This is a genomic window from Shimia sp. W99 (assembly GCF_053851455.3).
The window spans coordinates 3,421,184-3,444,323 of the sequence record NZ_JBSQBU020000001.1; the positions used below are offsets into that span (position 1 = coordinate 3,421,184).

General features: G+C 57.3%; 21 protein-coding genes and 1 tRNA gene. 9 read left to right on the top strand and 13 right to left on the bottom strand.

Translation table 11 applies throughout. The annotated features are described in order from the left end of the window. Window positions 1-775 precede the first annotated feature (775 nt). The 7 genes from ACS3QZ_RS16585 to ACS3QZ_RS16615 all read left to right on the top strand — a co-directional run bounded on the left by ACS3QZ_RS16585 (window position 776) and on the right by ACS3QZ_RS16615 (window position 11,824). On the top strand, window positions 776-1,036 hold the full coding sequence (locus tag ACS3QZ_RS16585) for a helix-turn-helix transcriptional regulator (protein ID WP_456038839.1): 261 nt from the start codon (window positions 776-778) through the stop codon (window positions 1,034-1,036). Next, on the top strand, window positions 1,033-3,702 hold the full coding sequence (locus ACS3QZ_RS16590; protein WP_456038840.1) for a DUF3987 domain-containing protein: 2,670 nt from the start codon (window positions 1,033-1,035) through the stop codon (window positions 3,700-3,702). Before ACS3QZ_RS16585 ends, ACS3QZ_RS16590 begins: the two co-directional genes overlap by 4 nt. Before the next feature lie 300 nt (window positions 3,703-4,002). Next, window positions 4,003-5,511, top strand: coding sequence for a type I restriction-modification system subunit M (locus tag ACS3QZ_RS16595; RefSeq protein WP_456038841.1), 1,509 nt, complete (start codon window positions 4,003-4,005; stop codon window positions 5,509-5,511). Then, on the top strand, window positions 5,501-6,709 hold the full coding sequence (locus ACS3QZ_RS16600; RefSeq protein ID WP_456038842.1) for a restriction endonuclease subunit S: 1,209 nt from the start codon (window positions 5,501-5,503) through the stop codon (window positions 6,707-6,709). Before ACS3QZ_RS16595 ends, ACS3QZ_RS16600 begins: the two co-directional genes overlap by 11 nt. Before the next feature lie 30 nt (window positions 6,710-6,739). Then, window positions 6,740-7,828, top strand: coding sequence for a hypothetical protein (locus tag ACS3QZ_RS16605; RefSeq protein ID WP_456038843.1), 1,089 nt, complete (start codon window positions 6,740-6,742; stop codon window positions 7,826-7,828). After that, the gene (locus tag ACS3QZ_RS16610; RefSeq protein ID WP_456038844.1) at window positions 7,803-11,099 is read left to right on the top strand and encodes a type I restriction endonuclease subunit R; all 3,297 of its coding nucleotides are present in this window, start codon (window positions 7,803-7,805) and stop codon (window positions 11,097-11,099) included. Before ACS3QZ_RS16605 ends, ACS3QZ_RS16610 begins: the two co-directional genes overlap by 26 nt. Next, a complete protein-coding gene (locus tag ACS3QZ_RS16615; protein WP_456038845.1) occupies window positions 11,096-11,824 on the top strand; it encodes a M48 family metallopeptidase in 729 nt (242 codons plus the stop codon). The genes ACS3QZ_RS16610 and ACS3QZ_RS16615 overlap by 4 nt, the downstream gene beginning before the upstream one ends. Before the next feature lie 88 nt (window positions 11,825-11,912). Here the strand turns inward: ACS3QZ_RS16615 and ACS3QZ_RS16620 are convergent, their stop codons facing one another. The 11 genes from ACS3QZ_RS16620 to ACS3QZ_RS16670 all read right to left on the bottom strand — a co-directional run bounded on the left by ACS3QZ_RS16620 (window position 11,913) and on the right by ACS3QZ_RS16670 (window position 18,431). Continuing rightward, window positions 11,913-13,115 carry a tyrosine-type recombinase/integrase gene (locus ACS3QZ_RS16620; protein ID WP_456038846.1) on the bottom strand — a complete coding sequence of 401 codons (1,203 nt, stop codon included), beginning with the start codon at window positions 13,113-13,115 and terminating at the stop codon, window positions 11,913-11,915. Between the two features lie 166 nt (window positions 13,116-13,281). Next, window positions 13,282-13,356 (bottom strand) — tRNA-Phe (locus tag ACS3QZ_RS16625). Between the two features lie 79 nt (window positions 13,357-13,435). Then, the gene (locus tag ACS3QZ_RS16630; protein WP_456038847.1) at window positions 13,436-13,618 is read right to left on the bottom strand and encodes a DNA gyrase inhibitor YacG; all 183 of its coding nucleotides are present in this window, start codon (window positions 13,616-13,618) and stop codon (window positions 13,436-13,438) included. After that, window positions 13,615-14,637, bottom strand: coding sequence for a ribonuclease E/G (locus tag ACS3QZ_RS16635; protein WP_456038848.1), 1,023 nt, complete (start codon window positions 14,635-14,637; stop codon window positions 13,615-13,617). Before ACS3QZ_RS16635 ends, ACS3QZ_RS16630 begins: the two co-directional genes overlap by 4 nt. Next, window positions 14,634-15,212, bottom strand: coding sequence for a Maf family protein (locus ACS3QZ_RS16640; protein WP_093093713.1), 579 nt, complete (start codon window positions 15,210-15,212; stop codon window positions 14,634-14,636). The genes ACS3QZ_RS16635 and ACS3QZ_RS16640 overlap by 4 nt, the downstream gene beginning before the upstream one ends. Before the next feature lie 31 nt (window positions 15,213-15,243). Next, window positions 15,244-15,462: a translation initiation factor IF-1 gene (gene infA, locus ACS3QZ_RS16645; protein WP_007205486.1), complete on the bottom strand. Its 219-nt coding sequence runs from the start codon at window positions 15,460-15,462 to the stop codon at window positions 15,244-15,246. A gap of 81 nt (window positions 15,463-15,543) precedes the next feature. Beyond that, window positions 15,544-16,422 carry a carbon-nitrogen hydrolase family protein gene (locus ACS3QZ_RS16650; protein WP_456038849.1) on the bottom strand — a complete coding sequence of 293 codons (879 nt, stop codon included), beginning with the start codon at window positions 16,420-16,422 and terminating at the stop codon, window positions 15,544-15,546. 14 nt (window positions 16,423-16,436) lie between these two features. Further along, window positions 16,437-17,018: a GNAT family N-acetyltransferase gene (locus ACS3QZ_RS16655; RefSeq protein ID WP_093093717.1), complete on the bottom strand. Its 582-nt coding sequence runs from the start codon at window positions 17,016-17,018 to the stop codon at window positions 16,437-16,439. After that, window positions 17,018-17,413 carry a ketosteroid isomerase-related protein gene (locus ACS3QZ_RS16660; RefSeq protein ID WP_093093719.1) on the bottom strand — a complete coding sequence of 132 codons (396 nt, stop codon included), beginning with the start codon at window positions 17,411-17,413 and terminating at the stop codon, window positions 17,018-17,020. Before ACS3QZ_RS16660 ends, ACS3QZ_RS16655 begins: the two co-directional genes overlap by 1 nt. 74 nt (window positions 17,414-17,487) lie before the next feature. Beyond that, window positions 17,488-17,946 carry an arsenate-mycothiol transferase ArsC gene (locus ACS3QZ_RS16665; protein WP_456038850.1) on the bottom strand — a complete coding sequence of 153 codons (459 nt, stop codon included), beginning with the start codon at window positions 17,944-17,946 and terminating at the stop codon, window positions 17,488-17,490. 5 nt (window positions 17,947-17,951) lie between these two features. Further along, window positions 17,952-18,431, bottom strand: a complete 480-nt coding sequence (locus tag ACS3QZ_RS16670) for a UPF0262 family protein (protein WP_456038851.1) — start codon at window positions 18,429-18,431, stop codon at window positions 17,952-17,954. A 177-nt stretch (window positions 18,432-18,608) separates the two neighbouring features. Between ACS3QZ_RS16670 and ACS3QZ_RS16675 the strand changes: the two genes are divergently transcribed. Then, a complete protein-coding gene (locus ACS3QZ_RS16675) occupies window positions 18,609-19,592 on the top strand; it encodes an NAD(P)H-quinone oxidoreductase (protein WP_456038853.1) in 984 nt (327 codons plus the stop codon). Window positions 19,593-19,597: 5 nt separating this feature from the next. Here the strand turns inward: ACS3QZ_RS16675 and ACS3QZ_RS16680 are convergent, their stop codons facing one another. Next, window positions 19,598-20,365 (bottom strand): FadR/GntR family transcriptional regulator, encoded by a 768-nt coding sequence (locus ACS3QZ_RS16680; protein WP_093093727.1) that lies wholly within the window; start codon window positions 20,363-20,365, stop codon window positions 19,598-19,600. Between the two features lie 161 nt (window positions 20,366-20,526). Here ACS3QZ_RS16680 and ACS3QZ_RS16685 point away from each other — a divergent pair, with 161 nt between their 5' ends. Beyond that, entirely contained in the window at window positions 20,527-21,741 is a 1,215-nt protein-coding gene (locus ACS3QZ_RS16685; RefSeq protein ID WP_456038854.1) for an aminotransferase-like domain-containing protein, read from the top strand. Between the two features lie 98 nt (window positions 21,742-21,839). Here the strand turns inward: ACS3QZ_RS16685 and ACS3QZ_RS16690 are convergent, their stop codons facing one another. Then, the gene (locus ACS3QZ_RS16690; RefSeq protein ID WP_456038855.1) at window positions 21,840-23,054 is read right to left on the bottom strand and encodes a TsoY family (seleno)protein; all 1,215 of its coding nucleotides are present in this window, start codon (window positions 23,052-23,054) and stop codon (window positions 21,840-21,842) included. Window positions 23,055-23,140: the final 86 nt, after the last annotated feature.

Consider the following 23,140-nt stretch of genomic DNA (forward strand, 5'->3'; position numbering starts at 1 on the left):
GGGCTTTTTGCCTTGTTGCCCACGAGCGTTTGATAAACGAACGCCACAGATCTTTTGCTTCGAAGGCCTCAAACCTTGTCAATCAAATGGGCAAAATGGCTGTTGAGACCCAAGTGATTCGGGCAAGTACGGTCGCTCTTGATGAGAAAACAGCGTTCGACGGTTGTCTGCAAGGATGCCATCAGCCGGATATCCAAGAAAACCACAAAGCCCCAGACCTAAAGCCTGATTCTTTCTGTCGGCGACCTAAGGAAACCCTAAGAAAGTCCACTAACTGTCCTCCTTTATTGCAAATCGATCGGTCCCATAAACAAAGGCTAATCCGGCCAAAACTGATATCCATGATCGAAGAACCATGGGGTTCCTAACCTAAGTGGCCGTCCCTTCTTTGAGCTATAGAAGTACCTAAGTGCACCCTAAGAACCAAGGTCGTCTGAACATAGCACCCGTCTCCACAAACGAATTTTTTGTATTGCACCCCGTCGTCTTGTTGGACGATCCTGTTCTTGGCTGGAGCGCTACAGCACTCCACTAGATCCACAAGACCAACGGGCGGAAGCACGAGTCTAGGGTGGATACGAGCGACCCAGGCGCATCAGCGCAAGTACACTCGAGCCTTCATTTGACATCCCCATCTGCCGAGCAAAAATGCCGCGCTTTCGCGTGCCATGATTTGCGGCTGCGCCTTGCTCCAAGGAGCTTTGCGAACAGCAGCGATTGATCATGCGACGTGCATGGCTCCCCAAAAGCTCGGCCTCTCATAAGGAAGCCCTGAATGGCTGATACCTACAGCGCATCTAACACCAAGGTGCTGCGCCTGCCCCAGGTCATCGAAATGACCGGCGTTGCCAGATCAACGATCTACTTATGGATCAAGCAAGGCAACTTTCCCCGTCCCCTGAAACTGTCGACCCGTCGCGTGGGTTGGCTCGCCAGCGACATCGAGGAGTGGATCCACTCCCGTCCTGAAAGCTGCGGAAACTCCTGGCCTCACGACAATGAAAACCATGCGCCCTGCAAGGGAGATAAGAAATGAAAGATAACCCGTTGATAGCGACCGAACGCCAAGCGTTCGAAATGGCATCCGATTATGAGAACGGCGACTCGATTTTCGGCAAGGTCGAAGCCTTGGGCACAGAGGGCCAAACTGACGAAAGCCAGACCTTGGCTATCCCTGAAGAAACAATGATCAGTATTGTTCCGCCCGAACCGCGTGATGAACCACCCCATCCCTTCCAGTACTTGGCGCCCTGGGAAGATGCCGTCTATCAAGCCGCGTTGGATTACGCCGCCATGGGGTGGCCGGTTTTCCCTGCGAAAGACAATAAGCGCGGAAGCCATAAGTCTGCGAAGTTCAGTGGTGGCCGCAAATGGGGCGCCACGAAAGACGCCAACGAAGTGATGTATGACTGGGCTGAATGGCCTGATGCCGGCCTCGGCCTCGTGACCGGTCATGAAAGCGGATTCTTCGTCATCGATGTTGACACTGTGGATGGTCATGGCGTGGACGGGATCGCCAATTTCCAAGCATTGGTCGCCCAACATGGTCTTCTGCCAAAGACTGTTTTGGCTGAGACACCATCGGGTTCTCTGCATTTTTACTTCAAGTGGCCGAACCATGTCGATGTTCCGAGCAGTGCTGGTGTCTTAGGCGAAGGCATCGATGTACGTGGTCAAGGCGGCTGCATCATTGCTCCGCCGACCTATCGGAAAGATCGTGGCGCACACTACAGTTGGCTCAACTCGCCATGGGATCACGAACTTGCTGAATGTCCCCGGTGGCTGCTCGACCTCATCCTCAAAAGCCAGAAAACCACGCATCGAGAATCCCCTCGTTGCACCGTCTCTGCCCCAAACCAGTTCGATGGGATCAGCGACTGCCGGGCATCGACTCCTTACGGAGCCACAGCCCTGAAAGGAGAACTGACCAAGCTGGGGGGAGCCAAGGAAGGAAGCCGGAACGACACTCTTTACAAGTGCGCGTTCTCCCTGGGGCAACTCCTGGAATCTGGCGAGTTGGACGAGGATGAGGCTTACGAGGCGCTGGCGGAAACCGCAGAACGCATTGGGCTTGAGCTCCACGAGATCGATGCGACGATCAAGAGCGGCTTCGGAAGCGGGAGGAAGCACCCGCGAACCCCCAAGAAAAATTCACTCAGCGCCACGAGCAGCACAACGGCAAACACGATGCAGCGCACACCCGCAAATTCTCCGCAGCCTGGATCCCAGCAGCCTTTCGAAGGCCCTATTCCCCTGGTACGGCCTACGCCTCCTGGCAGGGCATATCCAATTGAGGCTTTAGGGGCGCTGAAAGATGCCGTTGAAGCTGTTGCCGCCTCGACCCAAGCTCCGCCGGCACTTGCCGCCTCGTCTGCTCTTGCTGTGGCTTCTCTCTGTGTCCAAGGCTTTGCCGACGTTGAAACGCTTAACGTCAGCAGCACGTCGCCCCTGTCTCTCTTCTTCATGACCAGCGCATTTAGCGGCGAGCGCAAGTCAGCAGTATACAAGCTCTTCGCCGGACCAGTGGAAGAGTTCGAGCGCGAAGAAGAGAAAAAGCTCAAGGAGAGCTATGGTTCCTGGCATATTGATCACAGCGCATGGAAAGGCCAGCGGGATAAGCTCCAGAAGCAACTGGCCTCGAAAAATCCGGACACGGACGTGTCACAGATCAAGGCTGACCTGTCCGCCTTGGGGCCTGAACCGAGAGAGCCGACTTCGACCGACAGGATTGTCACCGAGCCAACCTTCGAGGCTTTGACTCAGCTGTTGAAAACTGGGCAGCCCTCCATCGGAATCTTCACGGATGAAGGCGCTCAATTCCTTGGTGGACACGCCATGAGCCGTGAGAACCAACAGAAAACTCTGGCAGGTATGAACAAGCTGTGGCACGGGGACCCGATCAAACGCACTCGTTCCAACAACAGCAACGACGGACACTTTTCTCTCCACGGAAAGCGCTTTGCCACCCACTTGATGGTTCAGCCGGAAATCCTGCGTAGCTTCATGTCTCAAGGTCTTTCGGAGGAGATCGGGTTTCTTCCGCGGTTCTTGTTATGTGAACCCGAAAGCAAGATCGGAACGCGGCTACACCAGGACTCTCAGGTAGACATGTTGCCTGTGCAGCAGTTCGGAGAGCGCGTGAAAGACATACTGGGTATGCCGTTGCCAACCGAAACGGGAACCATGAACCTTGTACCACGGAAACTGAAGTTTTCAAAAGCTGCGCACAAGCTTCTTGTGGATTTCTACAATGATGTGGAGACACAGCAGAAACCGGGTGGCCTGTACGAAAGTGTCAGCGGATATGCTTCAAAGATCACCGAACAGGCCGCTCGGCTGGCTGGTGTTCTGACTATGTGGCCGGATCTCGATGCAATGAGCGTCGAAGAGCAGGAGATGGAGAATGCCATCGCTCTGGCCGACTACTATCTCTCCGAAGCCGTCAGGCTAGGCGGGGAAGCTGAGATCTCCGAAGGCACACGCAAAGCGGAGACTCTCAAGACATGGCTGATCGACAAATGGCCTCATGACAACATCGCTATGAGCGAGATCATGCACAAGGGGCCGAAAGCAATTCGGCAAGCAAACTTGGCACGCGAAGCCATGGGTATTCTGGTGCAGAATGGCTGGGTCGAACCGCTGGAAGAGGGCACCGTTATCAGGGGCGCGAAACGCAAGCAGGCTTGGCAAATCGAAAAGTGATACACATCAGTCCCGAACCAAAAAGCGAAGAGGGCGATACATCGCCCTTTTCATTTTTTTCGCAGATTCGCAGGATTCGCACGCAATCCCTGTGTCAATGTCGGGAGGGAGAGAACATGCTTGCTCCCTCTGTCAGAAAGCTTCTGACGCAAGGAACCAAACGAACAATACCTCTGAGACACAACCCTCGGGCGATTTTTCTGCAGCGTCGGATTGCGCATCCGGGTGGTTTCCGTGAATAGTCAGTTAGAGAAAACTCAGGCTCCCGCAGACCTGACCGACACAGAACCGAGGCATGGCATGACCCCTATCACCCAGTCAGAGATCAACAAGGCCGCCTGGGGGGCGTGTGACACCTTCCGTGGCGTTGTCGATCCCAGCATCTACAAAGATTACGTCCTGACCATGCTGTTCCTGAAATACGTCAGCGACGTATGGAAGGACCACCGTGCCCGCTACGAAGCCGAACACCCCAATGCGCCGGACCTGGTAGATGCGCTGATGCAGCAAGAGGCCTTTGTCCTCCCCACGGGTGCCAGCTTTGATGCCCTATATACCCGCCGGCATGAGGCTGGAAACGGTGAGCGGATCGACAAGGCGCTCCATGCCATCGAAGAAGCCAACGGAACCAAGCTTAGGGATGTGTTCCAGGATATCAGCTTCAACTCCAACAAACTCGGCGATGAAGACCAGAAGAACGACATCCTCCGCCACCTGCTGGAAGACTTCGCGAAACCTGCCCTCGATCTCCGCCCTTCCCGCGTGGGGAACCTCGATATCATAGGCGGGGCTTATGAATACCTGATCTCTAGGTTCGCAGCTACGGCTGGGAAGAAGGCCGGGGAGTTCTACACCCCCGCCGAGGTCTCCGAACTCATGTCCCGGCTGGTGGATCCACGGGAAGGAGATGATATCTGTGATCCAACCTGTGGTTCTGCCTCGCTCTTGATGAAATGCGGCAGGCTGATCCGGGAACGCACCGGAACCAAGAAGTATGCGCTTTATGGGCAGGAGGCCATCGGTTCCACCTGGGCACTGGCCAAGATGAACCTCTTCCTGCATGGCGAAGAGAACCACCAGGTCGAATGGGGCGACACCATCCGGAACCCCAAGCTGCGGACCAGTGACGACATGCTCCGGCACTTCGATATCGTCGTGGCAAATCCACCGTTCTCCCTCGACAAGTGGGGCCACGAGAGTGCCGAGACCGACAAGTTCGCCCGCTTCCGAAGAGGTGTGCCGCCCAAGACCAAGGGAGACTATGCGTTCATCCTGCACATGATCGAGACGCTGAAGCCCCGCTCGGGCCGCATGGCGGTGGTGGTGCCGCATGGGGTGCTGTTCCGGGGATCATCTGAAGGGAAGATCAGGCAGAAACTGATCGAGGAAAACCTTCTGGATGCCGTCATCGGCCTGCCGGAAAAGCTGTTCTTCGGTACCGGCATCCCGGCGGCGGTGTTGGTGTTCCGCAAGCGGAAGGATGACGACAGCGTTCTGTTCATCGATGCCAGCCGGGAATTCGTGGCGGGCACCAACCAGAATGCGCTCGATCCCAGCCATCTCGAGAAGATCGTGGCGACCTATCAGGCGCGTCAGACGGTGGACAAGTATGCCTTCCGGGCCAGCCGGGAAGAGATTGCCGAGAACGGTTTCAACCTAAACATTCCACGGTTTGTGGACACGTTCGAAGAGGAAGAAGAGATCGACCTGATGGCCGTTCGTGACGAACGAACCCGGTTGAAGGCCGACCTGGCCGAGTTGGAAACTCGGATGGAAGGATACCTGAGGGAGCTTGGGTATGGTTCCTGAGGGGTGGGAGCTAATTCGCCTTGATCGCGATGCTGTCCATGTGACGAGCGGATCAAGGGGATGGGCTGAATACTATGCGGATCAGGGTGATGTTTTTGTCCGCATTACCAACCTACGACGTAGTTCGATCCGACCGGATTGGTCGAACACGAAACACGTCATACTACCAGACGGAATGAAAGAGGGCCTGCGGACCAGACTCAAGAAAGGCGATATCCTAATCTCCATCACTGCTGACCTGGGGGTAATCGGATATATCAGAGATGAACCAGATCTCCCTCACTACATTAACCAACACGTGGCTTTAGTGAGACTTGACACGCGAAAGATTGAACCAGAATTCGTCGCATACGCACTTTCATCGGTCGAGATGAGCAAGACCATTCAGCGGCTCAACGACGCCGGTGCAAAAGCCGGACTCAGTTTGCCGACAATCCGCAGCATACCAGTGAAACTCCCCCCGCTCCCCGAACAACGGAAGATCGCGGAAATCCTTTCGAACTGGGACAAGGCCATCGAGACGACCGAGGCCCTGCTGGCCACCGCCCGCACCCAGAAACGAGCCCTCATGCAAAGCCTCCTCACCGGCAACCGCAGGTTTCCCGAGTTTTGGGGGCAAGAGTGGAGAGAGGTGCGGATCGGCGATATCGCCAGAGAGGTCTCCGAACGGAACAAGGCCGACGCGGACTACACAGTCATTTCATGCACCAAGACCATCGGTTTTGTGAATTCGCTCGACTACTTCAAGAAGCAGGTCTTCAGCAACGACCTGACCGGGTACAAGATTATCCGCCGGAACCAGATTGGATACCCTTCAAACCATGTGGAAGAGGGGTCAATCGGCATTCAGAACCTCTACGATGCGGCACTGGTCAGCCCGATTTACACGACATTCGAGCCTGGTGCCGATGTTGATCCCATGTTCTTGTTCCGAGTCCTGAAGACGGAGCGATATCGACAGATTTTCGCGGCAGCGACCAACGCCTCAGTGGACCGGCGAGGAAGCTTGAGATGGAAAGCCTTCTCGACCATCAAGGTCAAATTGCCGACCTTAGACGAGCAGCGCCGTATCAATGAGGTGTTGGCGGCGGCGGATCAGGAAATCGACGATCTCGAAGCCCAGATCGAAAAACTCCGCACCGAGAAGAAGGCCCTGATGCAGCAACTCCTGACCGGCAAGCGGCGGGTGAAAATTTGAACAAATCAAACACAATGACAGACCACACCAATGAGTATCTATGATTCACCACCTCCTGAACTCGGATACGCCGAGATGCTGGAAACCGGCGATTTCGTTTCCGGTTTCCTTAAATGCAGACTTGTTCACATGTTGGATCGGTCGATCATAATTCCCGATCTGCTTTGTTTGAACGGAGATGAACAGCGGTTCTATTCCCCGAAGTTCTTTGACCCCAACAGGATTTTCTTTGGGGCAGCCGATGAGAAAGCTGATCTCTGCATCTTGCCTATTGAGTTGATTGGATCAGTCGATGTCCAGGTGGCCTTCTTCAATCACGGCTTTGTCAAAAGGTGCGAGGACGGATCGTTCATCTATCACTGCGTGTTTCGGATCGATCCCCAGTTGTTGCCCGAGGCTCAGGGAGAGTGGCGATCACAGGATGACCGCATCGAGATTGCCCTTTTCCACCATACAACCGGCGACGGACATGCCGGGATACTTGGATCAGGGGAAATCTGGAGTTCTGCTTGGAATATCCAGGGGACAAGAGAACTGGAGAATGTGGCTTACGGGTATTTTACGAGCGTTCCCAAGATTGAAGATGAGGCCCAACTCTTGGAGATCGCCATGTCTAGCCAGGGCGTGGCACACTTTGTGCCTACCCATCTTCCATATGACCCGCAGTTCGCTCAGCCTTTGCAAGTCTACCGTCAATCTACAGGGGACCGCGATCACACCCTGCGGTTTTGGGTTGATGTAGAGACTGTTGCCCCGAACCACCTCTGGTTTCACTCTCCGGGGCAAGGACGAACATATTATGAGATTGTCCTGCCGAAGGTATTCCGTATAGCCGTCGAGCCGGGCCAACCCTTGAAATTCCAAGATGATACGCTGTCCCACAGGCCGATTGACTGCAAGTCTTTGGGATACGTCATTGTCGGCGACGCGGATTCGCCTGTTGGATTATTTGCGCCGTACAACGAGGAACAGACCGAATATCTGGGAAAGGTTGATCCGGTGAAGGATAGCGACGAAATCCTGCGGCACTGGGAATCGAACCAGAATTCGGATGTGTTCAACGGGATTAAGATCGAACTCGCCAGACTGATTGATGAACGGAAGTCAGGCGATGGTTAGCCACGCCCCAGACACCCGCGAAGAGGCCGCTGCTAAGCTGCCTGCCCTGCATGTACTCATGGTATTAGGCTGGAACTATCTCTCCCCGGCGCAGGCGCTGGCAATGCGAGGATCTGAGCGAGGGGTGCTGCTGGAACCAGTGCTGCGGGAGCGGTTGACGGCCTATCGATTTGATCATCGTGGGAAGACCTATCCGCTTTCCTCCGGCGGGATCGATCAGGTGATCCGGACGATCTCGCTCACCGGCCTTTCCGAGGGCCTGAACCCAGCCAACGAAGCGATCTACACCCACTTAACCAAGGGTATCACTGTCACCGAGTTCGTGAACGGCGAGAAGACGAACAAGACCGTCCCGTTGATCGACTGGGCGGATGTGTCGGCCAACACCTTCCATGTGACCGAGGAGGTGAGCGTCGAGCGTCCGGCAGGCATGGGGCATTACCGGCCAGATGTCGTGTGTTACGTGAATGGCATTCCCTTGGCAGTGATCGAAGCCAAACGTCCAGTGTCCTCGACCAAGGACAAGGCCATGGTAGACGAAGGAATATCCCAACATCTGCGGAACCAGATGGCCGATGGTATTCAGGATCTCTACGCATACTCTCAGCTCTTGCTGTCGATTTCTGGCTCCGATGGCCGCTATGCCACCACAGCGACACCCAAGAAGTTCTGGTCGATCTGGCGGGAGGAGGGAATCACTGAGGCCGAGATGGCTGGTATCCGCAACGAGAACCTCTCAGAACCTCAGAGAACTGCTCTCTTCGCCGACAGACCCCAGTGGGCGGTGAAGGGATATGATCGACTGCACAGCAGCCCTGTAGCCATCACCGAGCAGGATCGGATGATCATAGGGTTGTTGCGACCCGACCGGCTCTTGGATTTCACCCGACGCTTCGTGTTCTTCGACCGGAAACTTGGGAAGATGGCGGCGCGATACCAGCAGGTTCAGGGAACCAAGGCAATCATCGAGCAAATCAATCAGGTAAAGCCCGATGGCAGTCGTGAGGGTGGCGTGATCTGGCACACCACAGGATCCGGCAAGTCGAACCTGATGGTTTTCCTGACCAAGGCGCTGCTTCTCGATGCCGAGATGTCCGGGTCTCGTGTCATCATTGTGACGGATCGGGTGGACCTGGAGAAACAGCTGGCGGGCACCTTCCTGACAGGCGGAGCTTTTGGGTCAGACGTAGCGACGAAGAAAGAAGGAGAGCGGGCCAAAGTTCAGTCAGGCCGAGATCTGGCCGAGCGGATCGGCAAAGGAAACGACCGGATCATCTTTACTCTCCTTCAAAAGTTTAACTCTGCCACACGCCTGCCCGAATGCCGCAACCCGTCGGATAAGATCGTGGTTCTTGTCGATGAGGGACACAGGAGCCAGGGTGGCGAGAACCATGAACGTATGCGGCAGGCACTGCCCAATGCAGCCTTCATCGCATTCACAGGCACCCCCCTGCTTAAGGAGGACAAGACACGGAACAAGTTCGGCCCGATCCTTCACGCCTATACGATGCAGGATGCCGTGGCTGACGGGGCAGTGACCCCGCTTGTTTATGAAGAGCGTAAGCCTGTCCTGGATATCAACGAGGCCGCCATTGATGCCTGGTTCAACAAGATCACCGCAGGTCTGAGCGAGCGCCAACAAGGGGACCTGAAGAAGAAGTTCTCAACCCGTGGACAAGTCTATGGCGCCGCCAACAGGATCGACTTGATCGCCTATGACATCGCCACCCACTTCAACGAGAACTTCGCAAAGCTTGATCTGGGACTGAAAGCGCAGCTGGCGACAGACAGCAAACTCTCGGCAATCCGGTACAAAGCAGCACTGGATGCGACCGGCCTCGTGACCAGCGCGGTGGTCATATCACCACCAGATACGCGGGAGGGTCATGATGAGGCCGACGAAAGCAAGGCCCCGGAGGTGCAAACCTGGTGGAAAGCGAATGTTGGGAATGAACCCGCTGAGTACGAGGCCAAGGTGATCGAAGACTTCGGCACGGAGGGCCCACCAGACATCCTGATCGTCGTTGACAAGCTGTTGACTGGGTTCGACGAACCCCGGAACGCGGTCCTCTACATCGACAAACATCTAAAGGGGCATAACCTGCTCCAAGCTATCGCCAGAGTAAACCGGCTACACGAGGCGAAGCAGTTCGGATACCTGATCGACTACCGTGGTATCCTGGCGGAGTTGGACACGTCGATCCAGGACTACCAGGATCTGGCCGAGCAGACGCAGGCAGGCTACGAGATCGAGGATCTGGTTGGGTTGGTTCAGAACGTATCGACGGAATACAAGCGCCTGCCATCCTTGCACGATGCCCTGTGGGCGATCTTCCGAAGGGTGAAGAACAAGGCCGACTGGGAACAGTTTCGTCGCGTGTTGGCGCCGGTCCATGAGATCGGAGAAGCTGGTGAGAGCTTCGACCGGAACCAGAAGATTCGGGAAGACTTCTACGATGCCCTGACGAACTTCGGCATGTGCCTCAAGCTGGCCTTGTCCTCCCGTGCATTCTTCGAGGACAGCACCTTCGACGAGAAAACCGTTAAGACCTACAAGCGTGATCTCAAGTTTTTCACTGAACTCCGAGTCCAGGCCAAGCGGGACGCACAAGAGGTCGTGGACTTCAGCGAATATGAGGTCCAGATAAGAAGACTGGTTGATAAGCAAGTCGTCGGTCAGGATATCGAAGAGCCAGATGGCTTCATTCGGGTCGATGATCTCGGGGACACAAGCCACCCTGAAGAATGGTCCGAAGAGAAAACCCGAACAGAGTCAGACATCATCAAGACTCGGCTTCGAAAGACCATCGAACAGGACCTCATCGACGATCCCTATGCTCAGCGTGTGTTCTCGGAACTGCTGATGGAAGCTATCCGCGAAGCTGAGGCTCTGTTCGAACATCCTCACAAGCAATACACTTTGTTCAAGGATCTGGAGGAGCAGGTCACCAGCCGATCAACGCCCGGAGTGCCTGACCGCTTTGAAGGCCGCCCCCATGCGCAGGCTTACTATGGGGCGTTGCTGGACAGGATGCCTTCGGGAACTGATCAAGATGAAGACAGTCTGGTAGAAGAAGCCTTCCACATAGATGAGGTCGTCAACAACGCCGTTCAGGCGCACTCAATCAACCCCGCTAGCATCGAGGCCGAGATCAAGAAGGCGCTTTTGCCACGGTATTTCAAACTTCTCGATGGTTTGGATGCCGCCAACGCGATGATCGATGAAATAATCTCCATAGTTCGCGCCGGCTCGGCAAAAGGCACCCCATGAGTAAGTTCACACTCGTCTATGGCGACCAACGTATCCCTTACGAGGTATTCGTCGATCCAAAGCGATCGGACCGGGTGGCCATACATGTGAACCCTGATGGAACCGTTAGCGTAGACGCTCCCGATGGCTTTGCCGATGCGGCCATCAGAGGCGCGGTACAGAAACGAGCCAGATGGGTGGTCAACCATGTGGCAGAGGCCCAGCAGCGCTATGCTCATGTCCGTCCACGGGAGTATGTGTCAGGTGAACAGATCCTATACTTGGGGCGCAGATACCAGTTGAAGCTCGTTGATGCAGATGGTGGGCTAGCGACAGTGAGGTTGAAGGGAAACCGGCTCGAAGTGATCACCAAGTCAAGAGAACCAAGGGCTGTCCGTTCCCATGTCCGTGCCTGGTATCGCGTCAAGGGGCGGGACTATGTGGCTCGCCGGTTAGCCAGTTTGGTCAAAGGCTTGCCATGGGTCGACGTTTCGCCACCCTTTCGGTTCATGGAGATGACACGCCAGTGGGGCAGTTGTTCTGCCAAAGGGGAGATTATCCTGAACCCGCATCTCATCAAGGCGCCCCGCCAGTGCATCGACTATGTGCTGCTGCATGAGTTGGCTCACCTGAAGCACCACAATCACAGCCCAAAGTTCTGGGCACTGATCGACGACTATGATGCAGACTGGAGAGCCGCAAAACACCACCTAGATGGGTTGGCGGAAGTGCTGCTTCGAGATTAAGGAGCAGCTACACCCCTGCGAATCCTGCGAATCTGCGAATTTTTTTTCGACAGATTTTCGTTGGCCGGCCGGCTCGAAGGCGATCCACTCAAGGATCCTCACGCTGGTGCTTCAGGTCATCCAGATGATCAGCCCACCACTGCGCCATCTTGACCCGTTCTTGCCAGTGAGCGCCCCGAGCATAAGCTCGGCGGACCTCATTGCCTTCGACATGAGCCAATGCTCTTTCAATCGCATCGGGGTGCCAAAGGCCGCTCTCGTTGGCTAAAGTTGAGAAGATTGACCTAAAGCCATGCGCTGTCATTGTATCGCCTGAATACCCCATGGTTCGCAGGGCGGCGTTCAAGGTGTTTTCGCTCATCACCCTGCTCTTGGATCTGGTCGAGTGAAGAATTCCATCCCGTTCACCTGTAAGAGTGCGAAGTTCCTTGAGCACTGACATCGCTTGCCTCGACAAGGGAATAATGTGTTCGCGGCGGGTCTTCGCGAGATGCTCTGGTACGGTCCAGACAGCCTCTTCAAGGTTAATGTGCGACCACTGAGCAAACCTGACCTCACCCTGTCGGAGAGCAGTCAACGCCAGGAGAGACAGTGCGATCCTCGTCAATGGATCGCCTTCATAGCCATCTATCGCACGAAGCAAGCCACCTACCCGAGTAGGATCCGTGATTGCTGATCGATGCCTGACTTTTGGTCGAACCAAGGCGTCCTTGAGTGCGTAGGTTGGATCGTTGTCGAGATGCCCAATGGCGATTGCGTAGCGGAACACTGCACTCGCGGCAGATCGCAGGCGTAGGGCTGTCTCGAACTTCCCTCTGCTTTCCTGTTTCTTCAGCGGAACTAGGACATCTCGTGGCGTAATCTTGCCGATCGACATCCCGCCAAGGTCTTCGCACAGTAAGCCATGTAGCCACACTGTCTTTGACAGAGTTGCCGAGGCTTTGCCTTCTTGGATCTTCTTGTTGAGAACTTCTTCCGCGAACATTGCGAATGTGTGTTCTTCGTCTTCCTGCTTTTGTTGTGCTTCTTGCTTGCGCAACTCAGATGGATCCAAGCCCTTTGCCAAAGCCTCTCTGGCTGTATCTCGCAACTCCCGTGCATACTTGAGACCAACCTCGGGATAGCGACCGAAGGCCAGCAGCTTCTCTTTCCCACGAATCCGGTACTTAAATCGCCACAGCTTGGACCCCGACTTCGACACAAGAATGTAAAGACCGTCGAAATCCGAAACTTTGTAGTTCTTGTCCTTAGGCTTCAGGTTTCGAATCTTGGCATCTGTCAGGTTGGGCAATCTGGGGGTATCCTTCTCATGAATGCCCAAGGGGTACCCCAACATGTACCCCCTCTCGGGGTAGATGCGGTAAGACGCCGCTGGACTATGCTAGACACAAGAGCCTGAAAAAGCCCTGTATTTCAAAGCAATAATAGACTTCAATGGACGCGGATGGAAGGTTTTGTGGTGCCCGGGGGCGGAATCGAACCACCGACACGAGGATTTTCAATCCACTGCTCTACCCCTGAGCTACCCGGGCACGGGTGAACGACTTGCGTTCGGGTTGCGGCGTTCTATGTCAGGCTAGGAGGCGTGTCCAGAGGGATTCGACAAAAAAATCAGTGCAGATGCGGGGCGTGTTGCGATATCTCGTCAATGGCCTTTTCCGCATCTTCGGGATCGTCAGATGGTACGGCATAATCTCCGCCGAGCCACTTGCCCAAATCAACGTCTGCGCAGCGTTTCGAGCAGAAGGGGCGATACTTGGCGACCGTGTCTTTCTTGCATATCGGGCAGCTCATGACAGCACCTCGGACAAGGCGATGCGGGCGTTCTTGCGCTGCAATTCGTAATGCCCCAGCGGGGTCCAGCCCACCAGCGTTGTGTCGATCGTGTCCCGGCGGAAAGCAGCCCGTAGAGCGCTTTCAAAGGCGCGGCGGTCCTTCTTGGGCATTGGGGCAAGGTCAACGACGATCTGCCCGCCAAGGCCCCGTACCCGCAGTGCGCGCGGCAGCAGTTTGGCAGTGGCCATGTTCGCCTTCAGCCCGGATGCGGGTGATGTGTCGGCGCCTGTGTTCACATCCACTGCGACAAGGGCGCGGGTGGGTTCCACGAACAGGCTGGCGCCGCCACCAAGCGGAACCCTGGGGCCCTGCGCCTCTTCTAGCGCGTCAAGCACGCCGTGGGTCTCAAAGCTGCCAGCCTCGGTGACGATCTCGGCCCGGTCAGTCCAGTCGCGCCAGGCCGCTACGTGCGGGCCGTCGCCCTCTGCCAGCAGTTCAGCGCCGCCTTCCGTGTCTTTCAGAACCGCGCGCGCCAGATCCAGCATCGCGGCGATGTCTTCGGCGATCTCGTCCTCATCTGCGCCGTCACAGGCCGACCGCAGGATCAGACCCATGTCGGCGTCCCCGGCGACGTCATGCGCGATTTCGAGCAGGGTGTCGCGTGTATCCTCGTCGCGGATCGCGCGACTGATATTCAGGCCGGGTGCGTCAGGAGTGACGATGGCAAAGCGGCTCTTGAACAAGAGCTTTTGCGTCACTGGAATGGCTTTGCCCGGCTCGGCATAGCCTGTCACCTGAACGAGCAGAGCCTGTCCCGGCGCGAGACCCTTGACCTGGCGCAGGAAGGCCGGGCCGTCCGGCGTCTTGAGGAACATGCCGCCCTGACCCTTGACCGGTCGGTCGGCAATCGCGCGGTAAACCGTTCCGGGGCGGGGGGCATCGCCGTCGACCAGAATGTCGTCAAGCTGCCCGTCTACCATTAGCGCGGCGGCTTCGCGGCCTTCGATATGGTCGAGAATGATCTGGCGGCCTTTCATGTGCGCTCCTTGTATAACGGATAGCCTGCGGCCTGCAAAAGCGTGGCGGTTTCGGCGACGGGCAGGCCCATGATGGCGGAAAACGATCCGCTGATCCACGGGATGAACGCGCCCGCTGGGCCCTGAATGGCATAGCCGCCGGCCTTGCCCTGCCAGTCGTCGCTGACGAGATAGGCGTTCAACTCATTGTCCGAGAGGCGCTTCATCTTGACGGCGCTGACGACGTCGCGCTGCCAGATCTGGTCGCCCCGGCGGATGGCCACGGCAGTAATCACCCGGTGCCGACGCCCGGCCAGCGCCAGCAGGAACTCTGCTGCTTCGCCCGCGTCGCGCGGTTTGCCCATGATCCGGCGCCCGAGTGCGACGGTCGTGTCCGCACACAGCACGATATCGTCCGCATCCGCCTTGACCGCCATGGCCTTTTCATATGCGATGCGCTGGCAATAGGGCCGCGGGAGTTCGTTTGTCAGGGGATCTTCGTTGATGTCGGGCGGGCGGATATCATCCGCCACCACCCCGATTTGTGCCAGGAGTTCCCGGCGGCGCGGGCTTCCCGAACCCAGGATCAGTTTCATCCGAAATCCTCGATCCGCCCGCGCGGGGCGCTTATTTAAAGCGATAGTTGATCCGACCCTTGGTCAGATCATACGGGGTCATTTCGACCTGCACCTTGTCGCCAGCCAGAACACGGATGCGGTTCTTGCGCATCTTGCCTGCCGTGTGTGCGATGATCTCATGGCCGTTTTCCAGCTCGACCCGAAACGTCGCATTGGGCAGGAGTTCCTTCACGACACCGGGAAATTCGAGCAGTTCTTCCTTGGCCATGGTTTCTCCTTTACATAATACCCGCCATTTGCGCGGGCTGCCCTTAAATGGGCCTATATGCACAGGTTTTCAAGGGCAATCTCAGCGCAAAATCTGGTTTGTGACTTGGGAATCACGGCCCAGTTGATTGGCCCAGTCCCAGCGGTTGCGCACCCTGCCGGTTTCGCGCACTGCGTCAATGGTTTGCAGGTCGACATCCCCATATGTCCAGCCGGGTTGGTTCAGGGTGCCTTCGGCAATGACGCCCGTGTCAGGGAAGCCGGTGTCGGGTGGGCCAAAGATGCCTCCCATGCCGGTGTTCATGTCGACGGCTTCGGACCATTCTGCCGTGCCAACCAGTGACGCCATGGCGACAACGCACTGATTTTCGAGGGCGCGCGCCATGGACCCGACACGCACGCGCCAATAGCCGGAGAGCTGTTCCGTGCAGCTTGGCGTTAGGATCACGTCGCACGCTTCCAGCGCCTTGCCGAGCAGGGGGAATTCGCTGTCATAACATATCAGCACTCCGATCTTGCCGATGGTGGTGTCGAAAACCTTCAACTCCCCGCCCGGAACGACATTCCACGGATCGGTTTCGAACCGTGTCATGATCTGCTTGTCCTGGAACCCGATTGCACCGGAAGGCGCGAAGATGTGAGCGCGGTTTACCGGGCGCGGGCCACCGTCAAAAACCGGGGCGGAGGCGCCGAGGATATGCACGCCGAATTCTTGCGCCAGGCGGGCGTGCAGGGCATTGGCTTCGGGCATGCGTTCGGACACGGCATGCAGCGATTGTTCAAGATCCCGGGCCGCATCGGCCCCCGCAAGCGTGGCCAGTTCCATCGCGCCATATTCGGGGAAGACCAAAAGGTCCGCGCCGTTTGTCGCTGCATCGGAGACCCATCGATGCAGCTTGTCTTCGTAGGCTGCCCAGCTATCAAAAAAATCGAGCGGGTATCCGGCGGTTGCAAGTCTCATGGATGTCTTCCTTGTCACAGGTCCCGGATCCAGAATTGCAGTGCCTTTTCTGTTTCCGCACCCTTGTCGATGTCTTTCCACTCAAACCCGGCCACGGCCCCTTTAAGCGGGGCATAGCCGCGCTTGCGCCAAAAACCATCGAGCGGCACGTAGCCTTCCGGTCGGAGGGGATGGCCATTTTCACGCAGAACAGCACAGAATGCAGCCTTGGAAAACCCCAGCGACCGCGCGTGTGCTTCGCGGTGATCAAAAAAGTCATGACCGAGTCCCATTCCCCGATACTCGGGAAGAAGGACAGACTCAGCGCAATAGAACACGTCGTTCAGCGAGATGTGGGTTTCTGCAAAGGCGGCTGCGAAATCGTCGGCATGGTCGCGCAGCGGGGTGCCTGTCGCAGCCCCGACAAGCCGATCGCCATCAAATGCGCCAACGATGATGGCCGAATCGCTTTCGACATAGGGCCTGAGATAGTCGCGCTCATAGGCAAGGTCGCCATCATAAAGATATGGGAAAGCGCGAAATACCTCGATACGCAAGCGCGCGACGTCGTCCAGCGCGTTCGCCAGCGCATCGCCGACCAGCTTGCGCACTTCCATCACGACACCTGCCTGATCCAGTCGTTGAGGTTGTAATAGGTTGTCACGCGCGTGATTTTGCCATCCTCAAGTGTAAAAAATCCACCTGCTGGCAGGACGTAGGACTGGCCATGTGCCTTTGGCAGAGACCCGTCTGTTTCAAGATAGGTGCCGTTGACGGTGAACTCGGCCGCAGCGCGCGTGCCATCTTCGCTGACCATGATTACCATGTCGGTCAGCGTCTCCTTGTAACAACGATTCATATGCGCGCAGAAATCGGCAAAGGCCGCCTTGCCATCGCGGCGCTGCCCTTCGTTCACGTCATGGACAAAGGCGTCAGACAGGCAATCCACCATGCCATTGATATCACCGGCGTTGAAGGCGTTGTAGTAGGCGCGAATCGTATCTGTGCTCATGTGGTTCCCCTCGTCGATCACACACGAATCCTAGCGGCGAGTCTGTGTGCCCGTTGGGTCGAAAGCGACCTGTTTCAGGTCGCGCGCGGATCGCCCCAACGCTCGACAAGGTGTCCGATGATCTCATCGCGGGATTTGCGATAGGCCTCCAGCCGGGTTTCGCGGTTTTCACCCATGCCGGAAGGGTCCGAGATCGGCCAGTATTCGAGGTCGAGGTGATAGAACCGGGTCAGGTCTCGGGCTTCGGCGCGGCTTGCCGGAGTGAGGGCTACGACGAGATCGAAGGACGAAAGCTGATCGCCCCATTTCTCCATCTCTTCAAAGCTGCGCGAGCGGTGGCGCGACAGTTCCACACCGATCTCTTCGCAGACCGAGATCGCAAATCCATCAATTTCCAGATCGTTGCGAATGCCGGCAGACTGAACATAGACGTCGGTGCCAAAGAACTTTTTCATGATTCCTTCGGCCATGGGAGAGCGCACTGCGTTATGGTCGCAGCAGAAGAGAACCGACTGAGGAAGTTCTTCGGCCACGCGCCTCAGCCTCCGAAATGCAGGACGCAGATCAGGGTGAAAAGGCGGCGCGCCGTGTCGATGTCGATGTCGGCCTTGCCTTCCAGTCGCTCCTGAAGAATGCGGGCCCCTTCGTTGTGAATGCCGCGTCGCGCCATGTCGATGGTTTCGATCTGGCTGGGCGGCAATGATTTCACTGCATCAAAGTAGCTTTCGCAAATGGCCCAATAGTCTTTGACGACCTGACGGAAGGGCGACAGGCTCAGGTGGAACTCAGCGGCCTTGTCGCCGTCTTCGGTGGCGACATCGAATACCAGCCGTTTTTCACGGATCGAAAGGTCCACCTTGTAGGGGCCGTCCGGTACCAAGCGATCGTCCCTCTTGGGAAGGGCAAATGTGTTCTCTTCCAACAGGTCAAACATGGCCACCTTGCGCTCCTGTTCGATCTCCGGCGTGGGAGGGGGCAGGTTGCGGTCGTCGATCTCGATCTGGCTGATATGGGACATGGGCCGTCTCTTGTTTAGCGTTGCGCATGAGTAGCGCAGAGTGGCGATCTGGGCAACGCCGCAAAGCCATGTCGGACAAAGGGGCAGCGAGGGCGTTACCCGAAAGCCCCTGTTGCGCAGATGCACGTCAATGTTAAGGATCGGGCAACCTGTTCTTCACAACCCAAGGAGCCCCGCATGTCGCACCTTATGAAAGCTGTTGAAATCACCAAACCCGGTGGCCCCGATGTGCTGCAGCTGACCGAACGCACCGTGCCGCAGCCCGGCGCTGGTGAGGTGTTGCTCAAGATTGCCTATGCGGGGGTGAACCGCCCGGATGCACTGCAGCGCGCGGGCATGTACGCGCCGCCGCCGAATGCGTCCGATCTTCCCGGATTGGAGGCGTCGGGGACCGTTGTCGCGGTTGGAGAAGGGGTGAGTGAATGGGCGGAGGGCGACGAAGTTTGCGCGCTCTTGCCTGGTGGGGGATATGCCGAATACGCGCTGACCCCGGCGGCGCATTGCCTGCCGATCCCGGATGGTATGGGATTGAAAGAAGCGGCCTGTTTGCCCGAAACGTTTTTCACGGTGTGGTCGAACGTGTTTCAGCGCGGCGGATTGCAGGCAGGCGAAGTGTTCCTTGTGCATGGTGGATCAAGTGGGATCGGCACGACGGCGATCCAGTTGGCCAGCGTTCTGGGGGCGCGGGTCTTCACAACGGCTGGCTCGGATGAAAAATGTCGTGCCTGCCTTGACCTTGGGGCGGAGCGGGCCATCAACTACCGCGCCGAGGATTTTGTCGAAGTGATACGGGTCGAGGGCGGTGCAAACCTGATCCTCGACATGGTGGGGGGCGACTATATTCCGCGCAATATCAAGTCATTGGCTGATGATGGCCGCCTTGTTCAGATCGCATTCCTGAGCGGTCCGAAGGTAGAGCTGAATTTTGCTCAAATCATGACGCGGCGTCTGACCATCACTGGGTCGACTCTACGCCCGCAGAGCGACCTGGCCAAGGCCAAGATTGCTGATGCGCTTCGGCAAAACGCCTGGCCGCTTCTGAACGCGGGTCGTGTTGCGCCGGTCATGGACAGTGAGTTCGCGCTGGCCGAAGCTGCCGCAGCCCATGCGCGGATGGAAACCAGTGGGCATATCGGGAAGATTGTCCTGAAGGTTGCCTGACGCGCCTAGCGGGTCATCTCATGCACGTAGCGCTGTTGGGCAATGGCCTCGTTCTTCTTGAATTTCTGGTGGTCTGACAGCGCCTGTTCGACATAGTCGAGATGCGCGGTCACGGCGGCGCGTGCGGCGTCGGCGTCGCGCGCCTGAAGGGCCGTGTTGATGGCGCGGTGTTGCTCAAGCAGGTCCGAACGCGTGGTGCGTTGCTTGAACATGATCGAACGGTTGTAGAATACGCCTTCGCGAAGGAGCTGATACATCGAGCGCATCATGTGCAGCATGATGACGTTGTGGCTGGCCTCGATAATGGCGAGGTGAAAGTCGGCGTCCAGCTGAGCCTCTTCGGACGGGTTGCGCTTGGTATGTGCGGCTTCCATCTTTTCAAAGACGGTCTGAATGACCTGCAGATCCGTGTCAGATGCCAAAGTCGCGGCGCGTTCCGCAGCCAGCCCCTCCATGTCCCGGCGGAACGAAATATAGTCGAACACGGCTTCGTCATGCGCGGCAAAAAGTTGCACGAGGGCCGCAGAAAAGGCGCTGCCCAGAACGTCGGCCACGAAAATGCCCGCACCGGCCTTTGAGGTCAGCAATCCTTTGTCCTGAAGTGTTGAAATTGCCTCGCGCAGCGACGGGCGCGAAACGCCCAGTCGCTCGCTCAATTCGCGCTCGGCAGGCAGGCGTTCTCCGGGGCGCAGGATGCCGCGCAGGATCAGGAGTTCGATCTGGCGGACGACGGAGGTGGAGAGTTTTTCGGGCTGGACCTTCTGGAAGGGCATTCTGAAACCTCGCAGGATTGGTCAAGTGAGTTGACCATGGGCGCGCGGAAAGGGCAAGGGGGCTTGGGGAACTTCACGAATTATGTCATGTAGGTCAATATTATTGACTTATAATGAGCCGGGCTTCTAGCTTGGACCTGACCAGACGGGGAGGAAGCGTCATGAGTCTCGAACAGGTTTTTGCCAGCCGCGCCAGCCAGATGAAGGCGTCCGAAATTCGCGAATTGCTCAAGCTTCTGGAACAACCCGGTATCTTGTCCTTTGCTGGCGGCATTCCGGACCCCAACCTGTTTCCGGCCGAGGCGTTTTCTGAGGCCTATGCCCGCGCGCTCTCGCCGGAGAACCAGGCGGTGGCGTTGCAGTATTCGGTGAGTGAAGGATACCTGCCGCTGCGCCGTTGGCTGGTGGGGCAGATGGAGCGCATGGGGGTGCCGTGTGACGTTGACAATATCCTGATCACGTCGGGCTCCCAGCAGGCGTTGGATTACTTGGGCAAGCTGTTCCTGAACGCAGGCGATACCGCTCTTGTCGAAGGGCCGACCTACATGGGTGCCTTGGGCGCGTTCCGGGCGTATGAGCCGCGCTTTGATCGGTTGAGCGTCAATGGAAACCGTCCCGCTCAAGATTATGCGGATGCCGCGCAAGCGGCTGGGGGAAAAGTGAAATTTTCCTATCTCACCCCTGATTTTGCAAATCCGACGGGGAAAACGATGGACCTGCGCGGACGAGAAAGCGTGCTGGACCTGACCGAGGCGCTGGACGTGGCGTTGATCGAGGATGCGGCATATCAGGCGCTGCGCTATGACGGGGATCCGGTGCCGCCGATCCTCGCCCTTGAGGTTGCGCGCAAAGGCGATCTTGAAGCGTGCCGAACCATCTATTGTGGGAGCTTTTCCAAGACCTTGACCCCCGGATTGCGGGTAGGTTGGGTGGTGGGTGCAAAGCCTGTGATCCGACAGTTGGTTTTGACCAAACAGGCCAGTGATCTGCATTCTCCGACGGTCAACCAGATCGTCGTGCACGAAGTCGCCGCCCGGATGTTCGAGAGCCATGTCGCCACCCTGCGCCAGAGCTATGGAGCGCGCCGGGATGGCATGCTTGCCGCCCTTGAAAAACACATGCCCGAAGGGGTGAAATGGACCCGTCCCGAGGGGGGAATGTTCGTCTGGATGACATTACCCAAGGGGTTGGACGGGGCCGAATTGTTGGCAGAGGCGTTGCGCAGTGAAAAGGTTGCCTTTGTGCCAGGCAGCGCGTTCTTTGCGGATGGATCGGGGGCAAATACACTGCGTTTGAACTTTTCCAGCCCGACATTGGAACAGATTGACGAAGGTATGCGGCGGCTGGGACGGGTGCTACGTGGGGCGCTGATCTGACCAATTCGGGCGTTTGGTAACACGTCGGTATCACGTCGGTAAGTGCACGTGAAAAGGGCGCCCGAAGGCGCCCCTCTCCTTCTTGCGGAGGAAAAAGCTCACTCTGCCGGGACAGCGGCACCCGGGGCGGGTTTGCCGAAATGCTGCCGGTTGAGGCGCAGCACCAGCACCACCATGGCAATCTGAAAGGCAATCGCGATGGCGGTAATCGACCAATAGGCAATCCCGAACTTGGCGATGATCCCGGCGCCGACCAGCCCCTTGTTCACAAAGAACTGGGTCATCACCGAAAGGGCTACACCGGGGCAGACCAGCGCATAGGAACCGGGCGAAGTTTTCGAGCCGAACACGAAGTCCGCGAAGTAGCCCTGGCGGCGCAGAACGAGCAGCCCGAGCAGCAGGAACAGAATCTGGATCGACAGAAGGCGTGCAAGGAAGATCATGGTTTCGGCGGCTGTGCCATGGACTTCGAAAGTCGCGTGCAGCCCATGGTTCTGGCGCAGGAACATGATGCCCAGAACGGTCAGGATCGGGACCACCACCATCAGGGTCGGGCCAGCCTCTTTGGCGGTTCCGTGATGCAGCATCGAGTTGAAGGCGGTGAAGATCGCCACCAGTGCGTAAACGATGGCGGCGGTGCCCATGAAGGTGGACAGGACCAGCGAAATGCCGACGGTGGTCTGTGCGGTGCTCATGGCAGCGGGGGCCGAGAGCCCGACGGCGACCATCGAAAGGGCAAAGGCCGGGAGCATCTGGGCAAAGCTATTATTGGCGGTGACGTCAAAGATGCCGCCCTGCGAGAGCACGCGCCCGAGAAAACTGGCGATCAGGCGGAATGCCAGGATGCCGATCAGGACAAATGCGACAAGCGCGGCGGGGAACAGGTATTCCACGATGCTCCAGAGGCCGGGCACGAACACAAGCCCCACGATGAACAGCGCGTTTACCGTCATCGCCATGGCCAGCGGCATCGCAAGAAGCGCGGATTCGGCGTTGGAGTTTACCAGTTTGAGATAGGCACCGGTTTCCTTGAAGGCAGACAGGGCGCGCAGATTCCAGATCAGGGATTTGACGTTCAGGACCGAGAAAACGGCAATGCCCAGCACGGCAATCACGATGGCGGCCTGCATTGGCAGGTCGCCTGTCTGAAACGCGACTGCGATATCCTCGAAGGTGGGAACGGGTTTGCCTGTGTGGGGCACCCAGAACATCAGGTACATGAAAAACGTGACAGACAGGCCGCCCGCGCCAAGCGAGGCGAGAAAGTAGAGCGGCGAGTAGCTGTCGGCAGGTCTTTGGGCCGTGGTGGTCATGACGACTCTCCCATTACATTCTAAACATGGAATGTATAATATATGCGAAAAATAGAATGTGAGTGTGACAAAGACGCACAGGGTAG